Below are 15,619 nucleotides of genomic sequence, written 5' to 3' on the forward strand. Positions count from 1 at the left end.
GCTCATCCTGCGGGCAAGGCCCCGACCGGGCGCTCGGGTGGACCGCGGGAGCGGCGTCGGCGAACTCCGACATCTCGCGGCCGATCAGGTGGTAGAGCTGAGGAGATCGAGAGGAGGGGTTCAGCGCCATGCCCGAGATCACGCTCCCCGAGGGGACCATCGCCTACCGCGTCGTCGGCCCGCAGGACTCGACGCATCCGACGGTGCTGTTCGTCCACGGGATCCTGGTGGACAACCGCCTGTGGACGGTAGTGGCCGATCAACTCGCCGAGCGCGGCTACCGATGCGTTCTCCCGACACTGCCCCTCGGCTCGCACACGATCCCACTCGACGCCGGCGTGAGTCCGACCCCGCGGACGCTGGCCCGGATGGTCCGCGACCTCATCGTCGAGCTCGACCTCGGCGAGGTGACGCTGGTCGGCTGCGACACCGGCGGCGCGCTGTGTCAGTTCGTCATCGACGAGTACCCGGACCTCGTCGGTCGTCTGGTGTTGACCAACTGCGACGCCTTCGACCGGTTCCCGCCGACGCCGTTCAAGCAGGTGTTCGCATTGATGCGGGGCCCGCGGACGGTGCGTGCACTGATGACCACGATGCGCTCGACGATCCTGCGGCACAGCCCGCTGGGCTTCGGGCTGTTGGTCTCGCGGGCGGGCACGGAGCTGACCCGGTCCTGGACGGAGCCGAGCCGCACCGATCCCCTCGTCGGCCGCGACCTGGTCGGACTGTTACGCGCGATCCGGCCCGCCGACCTGCTCGAGGTGAGCAACCGGCTACCGCGCTTCGACAAACCGGTCACGCTGGTCTGGGGTCAGAACGACCGTTCCTTCACCCCGCGACTCGGTCGTCGGCTGGCCGACCGTTTCCCGGATTCGACCTATGTCGCGGTGCCGGGGGCGCGGACATTCGTCGCGATCGACGAGCCGGACGCCGTCAGCAGCGCGATCGAGTCGATCTCACATCGACCCTCACGCCGCGGTTAGTTCAGTCGCGGGGCGGGCGATCGTCATAGCGCTGTCGGGCCGACATGACCTCGGGCACCGCGGCCTCGACCTGGTGGATCAGGCCCTCGACCGATGCGGCGACCGCACGGCCGAGGTCGGTGAGTGAGTACTCGACGCGCGGGGGGATGCTCTGCAGCACCGTACGGGTGACGAAGCCGTCGCGTTCGAGGGTCTGCAGCGTCTGCGACAGCATCCGCTCGCTGACCCCGTCGACCCGGCGCCGCAGGGCGTTGAAGCGGTAGTCACCCTCGGTCAGGGCCATCAAGGCGAGCAGACCCCATCGGCTCGTGAGGTTCTGGAGAACGTCGCGCGAACCGCAGTTGCGCGCGAAGACGTCGGCCTCGAGGAAGGCGTCCTGCGCAGCTGACTCGTCCGGCGACATGGTGCGATCGTACCCCACCAACGGCAGGCGCTGGCTCCAACAGTTGCACTGCACTAAAAGTAAGTGCTATCACTGTTGTGAGCGCAGCGGGCATCTCGGTCCGCGCGCCGGGACGAAAGAGGACGCAATGACCATCTACGGAGTCACCGGGGCCACCGGACAGCTCGGCCGCCTGGCCGTCGACGACCTCATCGAGCGGGGCACACCGGCCGGCGACATCGTCGCCATCGTGCGTGACGAGGCCAAGGCGAGCGGTCTCGCAGATCACGGTGTCGTCGTGCGGGTCGCCGACTACGCCGACACCGCCGCACTCACCACGGCCTTCGCCGGCGTCGACCGCCTGCTGTTCATCTCGGGCTCCGAGGTGGGCTCGCGCGTCGCGCAGCACTCGTCCGTCGTCGACGCAGCGGTCGCCGCGCAGGTCGGACTCGTCGCGTACACCAGCATCCTCGAGGCCGACACGAGCGGACTCTCACTGGCCGCCGAGCACGTCGCCACCGAGAAGGCCCTGGCGGACAGCGGCCTCCCCCACATCCTGCTGCGCAACGGCTGGTACTCGGAGAACTACGCGGCGTCACTGCAGCCGACCATCGACGGCGGCGTCCTCTACGGTGCCGCCGGCGAGGGGCGCGTCGCTCCGGCGACCCGACCCGACTTCGCAGGCGCAGCGGTGGCGGCCCTCCTCGCGGGGCGTCCCGGGGTGTTCGAGCTCGTGGGTACCGAGCACCTGACCTACGCCGACATCGCGGCCGTCATCGCCGACATCGCGGGGACACCCGTCCGGTACCAGGACCTCTCGACCGACGACTACGCCGCCGCATTGACGCAGGCGGGGGTACCCGAGCCGATGCCGGCCGTCCTGGCCGACTCCGACGCCGGGATCGCGCGTGGCGAACTGGACTCGACGTCCACCGACCTCGCCGATCTGCTCGGTCGGCCGTCCACCCCGTTCGCCGATGTCATCCGGGCTGCGCTGGCCTAGCCCCAAAGTTTCTCGGCCCCAGAGTTCCTCGGCCCCGGGGTTCCTCAGAACAGGCGACGCACCGCGTCGGCGAAGAGGCTGGGCAGTTCCTGGGGCGGGTTGTGGCCGCAGTCGATCGGACGGACGTCGACGAGGTCGGTGAAGTGCGCCTCGTGGTCGCCGGTCCCCGACAGTGATGCGATCGGGTCCTCGGTGGGTTCCAGGACAACCGTCGGGACACCGATGGGTCGTCGGTGCGTGATCTCGTCCTCGGTGGCCGCGTAGGCGGGGTCACCGTCGACGAGTCCGTACCGGTGCCGATATGAGTGGACCACCACGTCGACGAAGTCCGGGTTGTCGAACGACGGTGCGGTGGCGGCGAACTCGGAGTCACCGAACCGCCATGTCGGGGACCACTCCGTCCACAGCAGCTGCGCGAACTCGGCGCGGTACTCGGCCAGGCCGGCGCGACCACGTTCGGAGTGCAGGTAGTACTGGTACCAGGCGCGCCGGTCGAGGTGCGGCGGTGCCGGCGTCGCGGACGCGGCGATGTCCTGGACGTTGTATCCGCCGACGGTCGCCAACCCCGACACCAGGTCCGGCCACAGCAACGACACCAGGCACGCGGCCCGACCACCCCAGTCGAACCCTGCGACCACCGGCCGTTCCAGGTCCATCGCGATGATGAGCTCCCGGAGGTCATGGGCCAACGCGGCCTGCTGACCCGACCGCACGGTGGTGGACGAGACGAACCGGGTCGGGCCGTAGCCGCGCAGGTAGGGCACGACCACGTCGGCACCCGACGCGACCAGCAGAGCGACGACGTCGTCGAAGCACCGCGGGTCGTACGGGAACCCGTGGGCCAGCACGACCGGACGCCCGCCGGGATCGCCGTGCCGCTCGATCGCGACGTCGAGGACACCTGCTCGTACCGTTGCTGACTCCACGGCCCCATTCTGCCCATCACGCGCTCGACGAGACGACCAGACCGGTGGCGAGGGCGGTGAACGCGGCGGTGTGCAGGGCGGCGCGCACGAGATTCCACCGCACCCAGGAGTTCTCGAACGCCGCTCGAGCGGCGTCCGGATCGGTGGCGGCCGCCAGCCGGTCGTTCAACGGGATGTTGAACGCGACCGTCACGATCAGCCCGACGAGATAGAGCACGGCCGCCGTGATCACCCAGGGCGCGATCGCGTGGTGCCGGCACAACCAGGCGGCTGTACCGGTGACGACCAGACCGCCGAAGAAGAGCAGCAGGAACACCGGGTTGACGATGGCGACGTTGATCTTCTGCATCGCCGTGACCAGCGTGCGCGCATCGGCGCGATGCAGACCCGGCATCACCGCGTAGGCGAAGGCGCAGAACAGGCCTGCGATGAGTCCGGTGCTGGTGACGCCGAGGACGAGGACGGTCTGGCGGAATGCGGTCATGGGTTTCAGTCAAGCCGCCCGGACATGGACAGAACATGGTTTGTCGGCTCGATTTCATGTTCAATCGTCCACATGGACGCGCTGTCCGGCCTGCTCGACGGGCCCCGTGCACACACCCCGTTCCTGCTGCGGGTGGTGATGGAGTCGCCGTGGGCGATCGAGGTCCGCGACGAGGCGCCGCTGACCGTGGTGGTGATGGTCGCCGGCCACATCGACATCGCCTACGCCGACGGGGCGGGTTTCCACGCCCGGGCCGGCGACGTCGTCATCCTGCGCGGGCCTGATCCGTACACCTTCGCCGACACCGCGGGCACCGACCTGACCGCGGTGATCCATCCGGACGGCGTGTGCCGCAGCGAGGTCGGCGCCGCGTTGCCCGATCACATGTCGCTCGGGGTGCGCACCTGGGGCAACGCGACCCCGGGGACCGACGGATCCGCGGTCATGTTGATCGGCACGTATGTCACCGCGGGAGAGGTCAGTTCGCGCCTGCTCGACGCGCTGGACCGCACGATCGTGATCGCCGGGGCCTCGACCGCGCTCACCGATGTGCTCGACGCCGAGATGCTGCGGGACGCACCGGGCCACGAGACGGTGGTGAACCGACTCCTCGACCTCATCCTCGTCACCAGCCTGCGCGACTGGTTCGACCGCCCCGGTGCCGCCGCCCCGCGGTGGTACACCGCGCAGTCCGATCGCGTGGTGGGCCAGGCCCTGCGACTGATCCACAACAACATCGCACACCCGTGGTCGGTGACCGGCCTGGCCTCGGCGGTCGGCGTCTCCCGCGCGGGGTTCTCGCGGCGCTTCACCGAGCTCGTCGGCGATCCGCCGATGACGTATGTGACCGACTGGCGTCTGTCGGTGGCCGCGGACCTGCTCGCCGATCCCGTCCGCACGCTCGACTCCGTCGCGCGAGAAGTGGGTTACGGCAGCGCGTTCGCGTTGAGTGCCGCCTTCAAACGCACCCGCGGGGTCAGCCCGCGCGAGTTCCGTCGATCGCTGACGGCGTGAGGCACCCGCGCGTCGCTCACACGTCGTAGGGGTCGGCCGTCACCGACGGTCGGGCCTCGCGCTGCACTCCGGCGCCCTGGACGTACGCCAGATGACCCCCGAGCGCGCCCGAGACACCTGTGACCGACAGGCCGGCCAGGGTGAGGCCGATCGCTGCGAGTCGACGCCCCTTGCGGCGCACCAGCATCGACCCCACGAGCAGGGTCATCGCCACCGAGTTCGACGACGCGTGCACGACGGCCACCCGACGTTGCGGGGCGGCGAGGGTGGTGAACTCCGCGAGTCCGGTGACCGCGGCAGGCATCGCGGCACCGAGGCCGATGAGGACCAGTCGCTGCGCGGCCAGCGGTTGCCGGAGCAGGTCGAACACCGGAGCCGCGGTCCACACCCCGATGGGCACGGTGACGGCGACCGGGTGCAACGGGTGGCCGAGCCAGGATCCGCGCAGTGCATCGCCGATGCCGTTGTCGAGCAGCGCCCGCAGTGGCCCGGCGATCACATCGGCGGGGGCGTCGAGGGCCGACACCCCTTCGACGGAGGCCAGTGCGCGGGTGATCGGGGACGAATGGGGTGCAGTCATGAGGGAACCTCGCCGTGTCGTGTGGGCTGTGAGACGCGTCCACCCGGGTGACTGCAGGTGCGATCGGTGATCTGAGGGTAGCGAGACACCCACGTCGCCCGCGGGGAAAACGCTCAGTCGATCGATGCCGACAGGACGGCGATGGTCGCCTCGGTCGCGGCGTCGACGATGTCCTCGATGTCGGAGACGTCGCCGCTGTCCTCGACGTGGATCGCGAGGAGTTCGCGGAGCCCGCCGACGAGGATGATCGACACGTATCGCGACACCGGCTGCGGGTGTTCGACGTGATAGGTGGGCGAGTCGAGCAGATCGGCGATCAGCGAATAGAACTCGGCCATCGACTCGCGCTGCTGAGCTCGGGCGGCCGTCCCCAGGCCGGGGGTGTCGAGGATCCAGGACAGCGTGATCGCCGGACGCGACAGCGACCCGCTGATCCAGGCCTCGATGGCCTGCCGCACCTGTTCGCGCCACGGGAGGCTGCGGTCGACAGCGGCCGTGATGTGCGCGATGAGCTCGCCGTTGACGCGCGCGAGCAGCGCGAGGAAACAGTCGTCGCGGCCGGAGAAGTGTTCGTAGAACGTGCGCCGGGACGTCCGCGCGATACGCACCACGTCGGCCACGGTCGTCGCCTTGAAGCCACGCTCGTCCACCGACGTCGCCATCGCCTCGAGCAGTCGGACGACCGTGTCGTCACCCGGCGCGGTGTCGGGGTCGGTCGGGGGCGCCATGGTGGCCAAGCCTATCGGTCAGTGCATCACCGAGATCACGTTGCCGGAGGGGTCGGTGAACCAGGCGATGTCGGGGCCCATCTGCACGCTGCGGCCGCGCATCACGCCGCGGTCGTCGCACGGCAGGCCGTCGTAACGCAGCAGCCGCACGCCCTTGGCCTCGAGGTCGTCGATCGCGGCGTCGATGTCGGGGACCGGGATGTTGAGGACCGTGAACGACGCCGGGACGTGGTCGTCCTTCGGGTACATCACGACCCGGGTCCGGCGGTCGAGGTGCAGGGCCAGCAGGCCCATCGGGTTGCGGTCCACCCGCAGCCCGAGCACGTCGGTGTAGAACGCCGCAGCCGCGTCCACGTCGCGCACCGCGAAACCGCTGAACGGGGTCATCGACGCCTCGGACGCCTCGCGCTGCATCTCCTCGTCGAAGCCGATGAGTTGCACGTAGTTGCCGTCGGGGTCGAGTGCGGTGCCGAACCACCCCGCGTCGCGGCGCTCGAGTGGGCTCAACCACCCGTAGCCGAGTTCGTCGACGCGTGCGCCGGTGGTCTGCGCGCAGTCGACCTCTGCGTTGACGATGAGCCTCGCCGCCTCGGCCGCCGGTCCGCGGACATCGGGGCGCGAGTCGATCATCAGATAGAAGCCGTCCAGATCGAGGACGTCATAGCCGGGCTCCCCCGGCGTTCGTTCGATCGACGCGTCGAACACCCGCGCATACCAGTCGCGCAGGCGTTCGGGATGGTCGCTGGAGAGCAGTGCACTGAAGATCGTCGCGGTGGCCATGCGAGTACTGACTCGCCACCCGACGAGAACTCATCGTCGCTCAGCCGGGGATGCCCGGTGCGACCGGGACACACGGCACCGTAACCGGGTTCTGCGGATCCAGCGCGGTGCGCACGAACGCTGCCGTGCGCGGTGAGGACACCAGTGAGAGATGGTCCGAGCGGTCGGCGGCGCAGGTGTCCTGGACGACGATGTTCGTCGTGCGCGGGCCGGGCACGAAGCCGTCGGTCCACGGCTCCACGACGCCGTCGTCGCGGGTCATGATGTTGGTGTAGGTGACCGCGGGGTCGTAAGGGCTGCCGCCGGCGTTGATGGCGCGCATGAACGGACTGCCGTACTGCTCCTCGGCGCACTCCGGGCACGGCAGCACCCGCTTCGGGTCGAGTCCGATGGAGCGCGTGGCGTTCTCGAGAGCGAGGTAACCAGAGCTGTCCTGACCCTTCCAGTACGGGGCGAGCGAGACGTACCGCGCCACCACGCGCGAGCCCCCGAGGTAGCGCACGTAGTACTCCGGCATCAGCGTGCCCTCGGAATGCCCGACGATGTCGACCTTGGCTGCGCCGGTCGCGCCACGGACCCGGTCGATGAACGCGCCCAGCTGTTGTGCGCTCGGGATCATGCTGGTCAGTCCACCGAGCGCATTGATCGGGTACGGCGTGCCGGGCAGCGTGCCGTAGGTCAGGGCGAACACGCACCAGCCCGCGTTGTGCAGCACCGGCCCCAGGGTGGCCCAGTTGGTCTGACGGTTGCCGCCGGTGCCGTGCACCAACACCACCGGGTTCGGGTGCGCCGCGGTGGGACGGCAGGAGAAGTCGTTGGTCCCGGGCGCCGACGCACCGGGACGGGCGAGGGCGTCACGGGCACCGGCGAAGAAGTCGTAGGTGACCGGGAGGGTCGGCCGACCGGGGGCACCCGAGGCCGGCGCGGCGAGCACGAGGCAGGCCGACGCGGTCGCGACGAGGGCGATCAGCCGAAGAACGGCGGGACGAACTGACATGGCACCTTCTCACTGCTGGACGGGTCGAGCGCGTTGAGCACGTGTCGCGCCGCGCGCGGTGACCCGCAGATACCCAGATGATCGCAGAAATCCTGCGAACAATCATGCTGGACAACGATGTTCGTCACCTTCTGGTCGTCGCCGACCGCGGGTAGCTGACCGCTGGTGTACGGCCGGACGAACTCGTCGAAGCGGGTGGAGATGTTGACGTAGTCGATACCCGGGACGTAGGGCCCGCCGTCGGCGTTCATCGCGGTGATGAAGTCCGACCCCCGCGTCATCTGCGCCACGGCGCGACACGGCAGCACCTTGAGCGGATCGATCCCGAGCCGCAGGTCGACGGTGTGCAGCAGGCCCGCACCGAACGCGGTGGTGCCCTCCCACAGCGGGGCGAGCGAGACGTATCGCCCGATCTTGTCGCCGCCACCGAGGAACTTCGCGTAATGATTGGGGACCAAGGTGCCCTGCGAATGGCCCACGATGTCGACCTTCTCGGCGCCGGTCGCGGCCAGGACCTTCTCGATGAAATCGCCGAGTTCGGCGGCGCTGTCCTCCATGAGCGCCATCCGGCCCATGGCCTTGAGCGGCCACGGCACGTGGGCGAGCGCGCCGTAGGTGAGCGTGAAGACGGAGTAGCCCTCGAGCGCGAGCAGCGGCACGTAGGTACCCCAGTTGGTCTGGCCCCCGCCGCCGGTGCCGTGCACCAGGATCACCGGATTGGGGTGCGCGGGGTCGACGGGGGTGTCCCACTCGTTCGCCCCGGGCAGTGCTCCACCGGGGTTGGCGATCTCGGGTCCGATGCCGGAGAAGAAGTTGTAGGCGATCTTCTGCCGGTCGAGTGTTGCGCTGCGCGGGGCGGGGTTGTCGACCTCCTGGTCGGGCGCGAGTTCACCGACATCGTCGGTCGAATGCGTCAGCAGCCCGCCCACCCGCAGAGGGATCGTCATCGCGTCGCCGAGCATGCGGATGATCGAACCGTGGGCCACCCTGCCCACGATACGGCGGCGCGTCCGCCCGCCCCGGTTGCGGTCGTCGACGGCTCATTTGCGGCGAGTCCGTCGGAAAACCGCGTCGGCCGACGACTATGAGGATGTGAGTGCTCACCCCGGGGCGCAGCTCCTGCTCGACGTGTACGACGACGCATTGCCCGCCGTCTACGGGTACCTGCTGCGTCGGTGCCGCGACAGCACCATCGCCGAGGACCTCACCTCCGAGACGTTTCTCGCGGCGATGGACAGCGTCCGACGTGTCGACCCGCCCGACCCCACCGTGCCGTGGCTGATCGGGGTGGCCCGGCACAAGCTCGCCGACCACTGGCGGCGCATGCAGAGGACCGCCGAGCCGGTGGGTGACGCACCCGAGACGGCTTTCGACACGTGGGACACCGAGCTGGACCGTCTGATCGCCGAACGCACGTTGGCCCGGATCAGCCCGCTGCACCGGGCGATCCTCACGCTCCGCTACGTCGACGACTGCACCGTGCCGCGCTGCGCCGAGATCCTCGGCCGCACCGTGATGGCGACCGAGGCATTGCTGACGCGGGCCAAGCGGGAGTTCCGGGCGAAGTATCCCGACGACGATCGCGACCGAAACAGCACACCGCGATCCGGAGAGGAGACGCAGCGATGACCGACCCGTTCGCCCTCGATCCGTTCTCGGCGCTGCGCGCCGTCGATCGCGACACCGCCCCGAGCGCGGAATTCACCCGAGCGCTGCGTAGCCGACTCGAGCGCGGAGCCGATCTACCCGAAGGAGTCACCATGAGCGGAGTCACCACCGCCGAACCCATCGCCCAGACGGCGCCCGAGCGCCCCGGTGCGCTGCCCTACCTCACCGTGAGCGACGGGATGGCGGCCATCGACTGGTACCAGGCCCATCTGGGTGCGCGGCTGCGTGGCGAGCCGATCCTGATGGACGACGGCCGCGTCGGCCATGCCGAGGTCGAGATCGGCGGTGGCGTCATCTACCTGGCGGCGGCGTTCGAGGAGATCGGGCTGGCCGCACCCGCACCCGGCGGGGTGTCGGTGAGTCTCGTGCTCGCAGTCGACGACGCCGATCGTGCGGTGGACGCGGCCCGCTCGGGCGGCGCGACAGTACAGCGCGAACCCTACGAGGGCCACGGGTCGAGGACAGCGGTCATCATCGACCCGTTCGGTCACCGGTGGATGTTGTCCGGGCCGTCCCGTACGCAAGCGCCCGTCGCCGACCGGGTCCGCCGCGGCGACGTCGTGTACCCGTCTCTGTGCACCCCCGATGTCGAGCGCGCGGCCCGGTTCTACGGGTCGGTGCTCGGCTGGCGCTACGACGCCGAGACGCGTCAGGTCACCAACCTCGGACACCGTCTCGGCCTGTCCTCGCTGGGTGATCTGCGGTCACTGTTCCTGGTCTACGCGGTTCCCGATCTCGACCTCGCGCGGAAGGCGATCATCGCGGCCGGGGGCGCCGACCTCACCGAGCCCGACGGCCACCCCGGCTCGCTGGACGCGGCCGATGACCAGGGCGCCCGCTTCGCGGTGTACGTCCCCGATCCCGATGAGACTCGCGGGCAACAACATCCGGCTGGTCACGGCGAACTCACCTACATCACGGTGCACACCCCCGACAGCCGGGCGTTCCGCGACTTCCACTCGCGCGTCCTCGGCTGGGAGTTCACGGCCGGCCGCATCGACGACGGGTGGGAGGTCGACGACTCGCGACCGCGGATCGGGATCGCCGGCGGCGCGGTGGAGTACTCAGCGGTGGCCATGTGGTCGGTCGACGACGTCGACGTCGCGGTCGCCCGGGTCGTCGAGATGGGCGGACAGGTCGTGTCGGGCCCGCGGCGTGAGCCGTACGCGACGGTCGCCGAATGCGTGGACGACCAGGGGGTGTTCTTCTACCTCGGGCAGTACTGACGAACTGTCACTCGATCAGGGTCAGCGCCTGGGTGGGACATTCGATGAGGGCCCGGCGCACCTTGTCGGAGTGGGCGTCGACCTGGTCGTTGTCGACCTCGACGTCGCCGGAGTCGGCGAGCAGGAACACCTCCGGCGCGGTCATCTCGCACATGCCCGATGCACAGCACAGCTCGCGGTCCACGGTCACCTTCATGGTTGGTCCTTTCGTGTCGGGGGGTGTCAGAGCATGCGCCGCAGCAGTTTCACCGCGCGGTCGCTGTAGGGCGGATAGATCAGTGACAGATCGGGTTTCGCCGGTTTGGACAACACCGCCTTGCGGTGGCTGAGGGCCTCGAAACCCCATCGCCCGTGGTAGGCGCCCATGCCGCTGGCACCGACACCACCGAAGGGCAGCTGCGGGATCAGGCAGTGCATCGCGATGTGGTTGACCACCGCGCCACCCGAGGGGATGGCGTCGATCATTCTCGCGGCCAACGACTTCGACGAGGTGAAGACGTAGCTGGCGAGCGGCTTGGGGCGTGAGTTGATGAAGGCGATCGCGGCGTCGGGCGACTCGACGGTGAGCACGGGCAGGATGGGGCCGAAGATCTCGTTCTCCATCACGGCGTCGTCCGGGTCGGGATCGACGACCACGGTCGGCTCGATCCGCAGGTTCTCGGCGTCGACGCCGCCGCCGAGAACGACGCGGCCAGTGGTCGCGTCGAGATACCCGGCGAGACGGTCGAACTGGCGGCTGTTGACGATCTTGACCGTGGACTCGGGCTGGTCCCTGCGGAACTCGGCGATGGTGGCGCCGATCTTGCCGACCAGCTCGTCGACCACCGCGCGGTCGGCGAGCACGTAGTCGGGCGCGATGCAGGTCTGGCCGGAGTTGAGGAGTTTGGTCCACGCGATGCGGCGCGCGGCGACGTCGAGATCGGCGTCGGCAGCCACGTAGACCGGGCTCTTGCCGCCGAGTTCGAGGGTCACCGGCGTGAGTGTCGGGGCCGCGGCGGCCATGATCTTCTTGCCGACCTCGGTGCCGCCGGTGAACACGGCGTGGTCGAAGCCCAGCGCCAGCAGATCCTGGGTGGTCGAGGCGTCACCCTCGATCACGCGGAACGCGGCGGTGTCGAGGTACTCCGGCACGATCCGGGCCAGCAGAGCCGACGACGCCGGCGCCATCTCCGAGGGCTTGAGCACGGCGCAGTTGCCCGCGGCGATCGCGGCGACCAGCGGTCCGAGTGTCAGGTACACGGGGTAGTTCCACGGGCCGATGACCAGCACGACGCCGAGCGGCTCGTACTGCACCCAGCCGCGGGCGGGCCGCTGCGCGAGGGGCAACGACTGCCGCTGACGCTTCATCCACTTCTTCAGGTTCTTGCGCGCGAACGTCGCCTCGCCCTTGGTCGACGCGATGTCGCCGAGCCATGCGTCGAAGCCGGCTCGGCCCAGGTCGGCGTCGAGCGCTGCGACGATGTCGGACTCGCGCTCGTCGAGCATGCGCTCGAGTGCCGCCAGCTGTTCTGTACGCCAACCGATGTCCCGGGTGACGCCGGACGCGTGGTGGCGGCGCAGCTCGTCGAGCATCGCTCGATGGACCGGCTCGACGACGGGCGTGGTGGGCAGTGCGGGTGCGGCCATGAGCGGTGTCCTCAGATCTCGGGTGCCGGTACGACGCCGGTCAGGATGCCTCCGCTGAGACCGCCGTCGACGACCATCGCGTGGCCGTTGATCCAGCGAGCCTCAGCGGTGACCAGGAAGATGATCGCGTCGGCGATGTCGTCGGGCTGGGCGTGTCGGCCCAGCAGACCCCGGACGCCGTCGAGATTATCCTTGCCCATCGACTCCTCGAAGTCGGGCAGAATCGGGGTTTCCACAGGGCCGGGCAGTACCGCGTTGATGCGCAGACCCATCTCCACCAGGGCCAACGACATCGACATCGCGTAGACCGTGGCGACCTCCTTGGAGAAGTTGTAGGTGTTGCCCTCCTGCGGGTTGGCCGTGAACCAGGCCGCACCCTCGTCGAAGGTGTCGGTGGCCAGCAGGTCGCGCACCTGCTCGAGTCGCAACGGCCAGTTCATGCCGGCGATCGACGAGACCACGACGATCGACCCGCCCGTGCGCAACCGGCCGAACATCGCCTCGGTGAGGTGCCGGACGGCCAGTGCGTTCACGGCCAGCACGAGGTCGCCCGGCGCGGTGCCGGGGATGCCCGCCACGTTGATGAGTCCGTCGTACTCGCCGTCGAGGGTCTCGACGGCGGCGTCGATGCTCTGCGGGTTCGCCAGGTCGACCTCGACATGGGTGGTGACCCCGGCGGTCGGAGTGTTCCGGTCGAGGCTGTGCACCAGGGCGCCTGCGGCGAGGAGTTTGCTCGCCACCACGTGGCCGATGCCCGACGCCGTCCCGGTGACGACGAAGCTCTTGCCCGCGAGATCGCTCATCACGTCGTCAGCGTGTACGGCAGCGAGCGGACCGCGTGAACGAAGTTGCCGACCAGGAACTCCGGCTCGGAGAGTTGCAGGTTCGTCGCGCGGGTCAGCAACTGTCCGAACAATTCTCGCAGCTGGGTCTTGGCGAGGAAAGCCCCCATACAGAAGTGGGGGCCGCCGCCGCCGAACCCGACGTGCGGGTTGGGCGATCGGGTGACGTCGAAGCGTTCGGGGTCGGTGAACACCTCGGCGTCACGGTTGGCCGAGGGGTAGAGCATCAACAGCCACTCCCCCGCACGGATCGGTTGCCCGCCGACCTCGGTGTCCACCAACGCGGTACGCCGGAACGTCATCACCGGGGTCGCATAGCGGATGAACTCGTCGACGGCGGTGCCGATGTTCCCGTCGAAGTCGTCGATGAGCAGCTGTCGCTGATCTGGGTTGTCCTGCAATGCCTTCGCGACCAGGCTGATCGTGTTGCGGGTGGTGTCGTTGCCGGCCACCGACAGCAGCACGAAGAACGCGGCGATCTCGTCGTCGGTGAGCTTCTCGCCGTCGACCTCGGCCTGCACGAGATTGGTCATGAGGTCGTCCCGGGGCTCCGCGCGACGGGCCTCGGCCAGTTCGAGCGCCATGGTGAGCAGCGCGACCAACGACTCGTTGAGTACCTCGCCCGGCTCCCGGCCGGCGGCGACGGCCGGGTCGTTCCACGAGACCAGCCCGTCGGCGTGGTGCGCGGCGTCGTCGCGGTGGCTCTCGTCGAGACCCATCATCTCGTAGATGGTCCACATCGGCAGACGCTTGGACACCTGCATGACGAAGTCGCCCTCGGGGTTGGCCAGCAGATCGTCGACGATGCGCTCGGCCTGGCTCTGGATCTGTTCGGTGATGGTCTTCACCTGGCGCGGGGTGAACGCGGCGCTGACCAGACGACGCAGCGACGCGTGGCGCTTGCCGTCCATGGCCAGGAACGACATCGACGCCTCGAGCAGCTCCTCGGGGAGTTCCTCGACCATCACGCCCTGCGCGGACGTGAACAGCTCCGGGTGCTTGCTGACATAGGTGATGTCGGCGTGTGTCGCCACCGCCCACACCCCGGGTTGCTCCGGCGGGATCAGCGCACCCTCGATCGGGGGATGCCAACTGATCGGCGCCTCATCGCGCAGCAGTCGGAAGGTCGCCTCGCGGTCGTCGGCGGTGGCGGCCCAGAACGACTGCGGCGAGATGCTCACGGGATGGAAGGTTCGGTCGGCGGTCGGTGCACTCATGTGAGGAGTCCTTGTCTTCAGAACGGTGGCTGGGCGTCAGACGAGCAGGTCGTCGCGGCCGTCGGCCTTCAACCGCTCGACGTAGCTGGGGAACAGCTTCTTCGACAGGGGCGCCAGCTTGAGCAGCGACGCGACGTTGCCGTCGACCGAGATCTTCTTCTTGGCCATGGCCATCGGGAGGTTCACCCTGCCCTGCCAGTACGCGCTGCCCACGTCGGCGCTCATCGACATCGTCGCGCCTGGGGTCGGTGCGGCGTCGAGGCCGCCCGGCAGCCCGTCGCCGTACACCTTCTGATCGGCGGCGTCGATCACCACATGCGCCTCGGGCTCGGTGAACGCGAACTCGAGGACGATCCCGGTCCCGGCCAACTTCGGGCCGATCTCGTCGTCGGCGAACGCCGTCTCGAAGATGCCTCCGATGTAGGTACACACCTCGTCGGCACTGGCGAAACCCATGATGTCCTCCGTCGTCGCAGTTCAGGGCGGGCCCCACCATCCAGATGAGGTGTGGATCACAGTAGCCATAACTTCACTTATGGTCAAGGGAATCGCACGCCCGTCCGTCAGACGGGGATCGACGACCTAGGCTGGGTCGGTGGCGACCACGACATCGCGCCAGGCGTACCTGGAGACCGGACTGGATGTACTCGCCGATCTCGGGTACGGCGGACTGAAGCTCGCCGAGGTGTGTCGACGCCTCGGTGTCACGTCCGGGTCCTTCTATCACTTCTTCGACAACTGGGGTCACTACACCGGCGAGCTGCTCGAACACTGGCGCACCGAGCGGTCAGACGCTCTGATCGAACACGTTCGCGCCGAACCGGATCCACGCAAACGCATCGAGGCGTTGCGTGCGATCGGCATGTCGCTGCCCTATCGTGCGGAGTCGGCCATCCGAACCTGGAGCAGCCTGGATCCCGCGGTGCTCGCGGTGCAGCAGGAGGTCGACGCCCAGCGCGCACAGGTCCTGCACGACGCGGCGCTCGCCGTCGTCGGCAACGAGCGCGGTGCGGAGATGTTCGCCAAGTGGGCGATGTACCTGCTGGTCGGATACGAGCAGATCACCCTCGAGGCAGATCGTGATGCGCTGGAGTGGATGTTCAACCGCGCCGAGATCGCGCTCGACTCCGGTGAGCTGGCGGACCTGCCCCCGGTGTGACCGG

General features: G+C 69.0%; 19 protein-coding genes. 6 read left to right on the top strand and 13 right to left on the bottom strand.

Annotated features, from left to right (window positions below; all coding sequences use genetic code 11):
• Positions 1–128 precede the first annotated feature (128 nt).
• Entirely contained in the window at positions 129–983 is an 855-nt protein-coding gene (locus LX13_RS05065; protein ID WP_253660192.1) for an alpha/beta fold hydrolase, read from the top strand.
• Between the two features lies 1 nt (position 984).
• Here the strand turns inward: LX13_RS05065 and LX13_RS05070 are convergent, their stop codons facing one another.
• Positions 985–1,386, bottom strand: coding sequence for a winged helix-turn-helix transcriptional regulator (locus LX13_RS05070; protein ID WP_253660193.1), 402 nt, complete (start codon positions 1,384–1,386; stop codon positions 985–987).
• Positions 1,387–1,513: 127 nt separating this feature from the next.
• On the opposite strand from LX13_RS05070, the gene LX13_RS05075 reads away from it, so the two are divergent.
• Complete coding sequence (locus tag LX13_RS05075) at positions 1,514–2,368, top strand: NAD(P)H-binding protein (RefSeq protein WP_301300506.1); 855 nt, start codon at positions 1,514–1,516, stop codon at positions 2,366–2,368.
• 44 nt (positions 2,369–2,412) lie between these two features.
• Here the strand turns inward: LX13_RS05075 and LX13_RS05080 are convergent, their stop codons facing one another.
• Positions 2,413–3,294 (bottom strand): alpha/beta fold hydrolase, encoded by an 882-nt coding sequence (locus tag LX13_RS05080; protein WP_253660194.1) that lies wholly within the window; start codon positions 3,292–3,294, stop codon positions 2,413–2,415.
• A 16-nt stretch (positions 3,295–3,310) separates the two neighbouring features.
• Positions 3,311–3,778 carry an anthrone oxygenase family protein gene (locus LX13_RS05085; protein WP_253660195.1) on the bottom strand — a complete coding sequence of 156 codons (468 nt, stop codon included), beginning with the start codon at positions 3,776–3,778 and terminating at the stop codon, positions 3,311–3,313.
• A 72-nt stretch (positions 3,779–3,850) separates the two neighbouring features.
• Here LX13_RS05085 and LX13_RS05090 point away from each other — a divergent pair, with 72 nt between their 5' ends.
• Positions 3,851–4,792, top strand: coding sequence for an AraC family transcriptional regulator (locus LX13_RS05090; RefSeq protein ID WP_253660196.1), 942 nt, complete (start codon positions 3,851–3,853; stop codon positions 4,790–4,792).
• 16 nt (positions 4,793–4,808) lie between these two features.
• Here the strand turns inward: LX13_RS05090 and LX13_RS05095 are convergent, their stop codons facing one another.
• The 5 genes from LX13_RS05095 to LX13_RS05115 all read right to left on the bottom strand — a co-directional run bounded on the left by LX13_RS05095 (position 4,809) and on the right by LX13_RS05115 (position 8,863).
• A complete protein-coding gene (locus LX13_RS05095; protein ID WP_253660197.1) occupies positions 4,809–5,372 on the bottom strand; it encodes a DUF2231 domain-containing protein in 564 nt (187 codons plus the stop codon).
• A 113-nt stretch (positions 5,373–5,485) separates the two neighbouring features.
• A complete protein-coding gene (locus LX13_RS05100) occupies positions 5,486–6,100 on the bottom strand; it encodes a TetR/AcrR family transcriptional regulator (RefSeq protein WP_253660198.1) in 615 nt (204 codons plus the stop codon).
• An 18-nt stretch (positions 6,101–6,118) separates the two neighbouring features.
• On the bottom strand, positions 6,119–6,880 hold the full coding sequence (locus LX13_RS05105) for a VOC family protein (protein ID WP_253660199.1): 762 nt from the start codon (positions 6,878–6,880) through the stop codon (positions 6,119–6,121).
• A gap of 40 nt (positions 6,881–6,920) precedes the next feature.
• The gene (locus tag LX13_RS05110; protein WP_253660200.1) at positions 6,921–7,877 is read right to left on the bottom strand and encodes an esterase/lipase family protein; all 957 of its coding nucleotides are present in this window, start codon (positions 7,875–7,877) and stop codon (positions 6,921–6,923) included.
• Positions 7,847–8,863: an esterase/lipase family protein gene (locus LX13_RS05115; RefSeq protein WP_253660201.1), complete on the bottom strand. Its 1,017-nt coding sequence runs from the start codon at positions 8,861–8,863 to the stop codon at positions 7,847–7,849. The genes LX13_RS05110 and LX13_RS05115 overlap by 31 nt, the downstream gene beginning before the upstream one ends.
• A 133-nt stretch (positions 8,864–8,996) precedes the next feature.
• Here LX13_RS05115 and LX13_RS05120 point away from each other — a divergent pair, with 133 nt between their 5' ends.
• Together LX13_RS05120 and LX13_RS05125 are read left to right on the top strand one after the other, a co-directional pair.
• Complete coding sequence (locus LX13_RS05120; protein WP_253660570.1) at positions 8,997–9,506, top strand: RNA polymerase sigma factor; 510 nt, start codon at positions 8,997–8,999, stop codon at positions 9,504–9,506.
• Positions 9,503–10,771, top strand: a complete 1,269-nt coding sequence (locus LX13_RS05125; RefSeq protein WP_253660202.1) for a VOC family protein — start codon at positions 9,503–9,505, stop codon at positions 10,769–10,771. Before LX13_RS05120 ends, LX13_RS05125 begins: the two co-directional genes overlap by 4 nt.
• Positions 10,772–10,778: 7 nt before the next feature.
• Here LX13_RS05125 and LX13_RS05130 read toward each other — a convergent pair whose 3' ends face one another.
• The 5 genes from LX13_RS05130 to LX13_RS05150 are packed head-to-tail and all read right to left on the bottom strand — an operon-like array spanning position 10,779 to position 14,912.
• Positions 10,779–10,967, bottom strand: coding sequence for a ferredoxin (locus LX13_RS05130; protein WP_253660203.1), 189 nt, complete (start codon positions 10,965–10,967; stop codon positions 10,779–10,781).
• Positions 10,968–10,993: 26 nt separating this feature from the next.
• On the bottom strand, positions 10,994–12,397 hold the full coding sequence (locus LX13_RS05135) for an aldehyde dehydrogenase family protein (RefSeq protein WP_253660204.1): 1,404 nt from the start codon (positions 12,395–12,397) through the stop codon (positions 10,994–10,996).
• 11 nt (positions 12,398–12,408) lie between these two features.
• Positions 12,409–13,200 (bottom strand): coniferyl-alcohol dehydrogenase, encoded by a 792-nt coding sequence (locus LX13_RS05140; RefSeq protein WP_253660571.1) that lies wholly within the window; start codon positions 13,198–13,200, stop codon positions 12,409–12,411.
• A complete protein-coding gene (locus LX13_RS05145) occupies positions 13,200–14,456 on the bottom strand; it encodes a cytochrome P450 (protein WP_253660205.1) in 1,257 nt (418 codons plus the stop codon). The genes LX13_RS05140 and LX13_RS05145 overlap by 1 nt, the downstream gene beginning before the upstream one ends.
• Positions 14,457–14,492: 36 nt before the next feature.
• On the bottom strand, positions 14,493–14,912 hold the full coding sequence (locus LX13_RS05150; protein WP_253660206.1) for an SCP2 sterol-binding domain-containing protein: 420 nt from the start codon (positions 14,910–14,912) through the stop codon (positions 14,493–14,495).
• 139 nt (positions 14,913–15,051) lie between these two features.
• On the opposite strand from LX13_RS05150, the gene LX13_RS05155 reads away from it, so the two are divergent.
• A complete protein-coding gene (locus LX13_RS05155) occupies positions 15,052–15,615 on the top strand; it encodes a TetR/AcrR family transcriptional regulator (RefSeq protein ID WP_253660207.1) in 564 nt (187 codons plus the stop codon).
• Positions 15,616–15,619: the final 4 nt, after the last annotated feature.

Source organism: Williamsia maris, from assembly GCF_024171815.1.
Lineage (GTDB): Bacteria > Actinomycetota > Actinomycetes > Mycobacteriales > Mycobacteriaceae > Williamsia_A > Williamsia_A maris.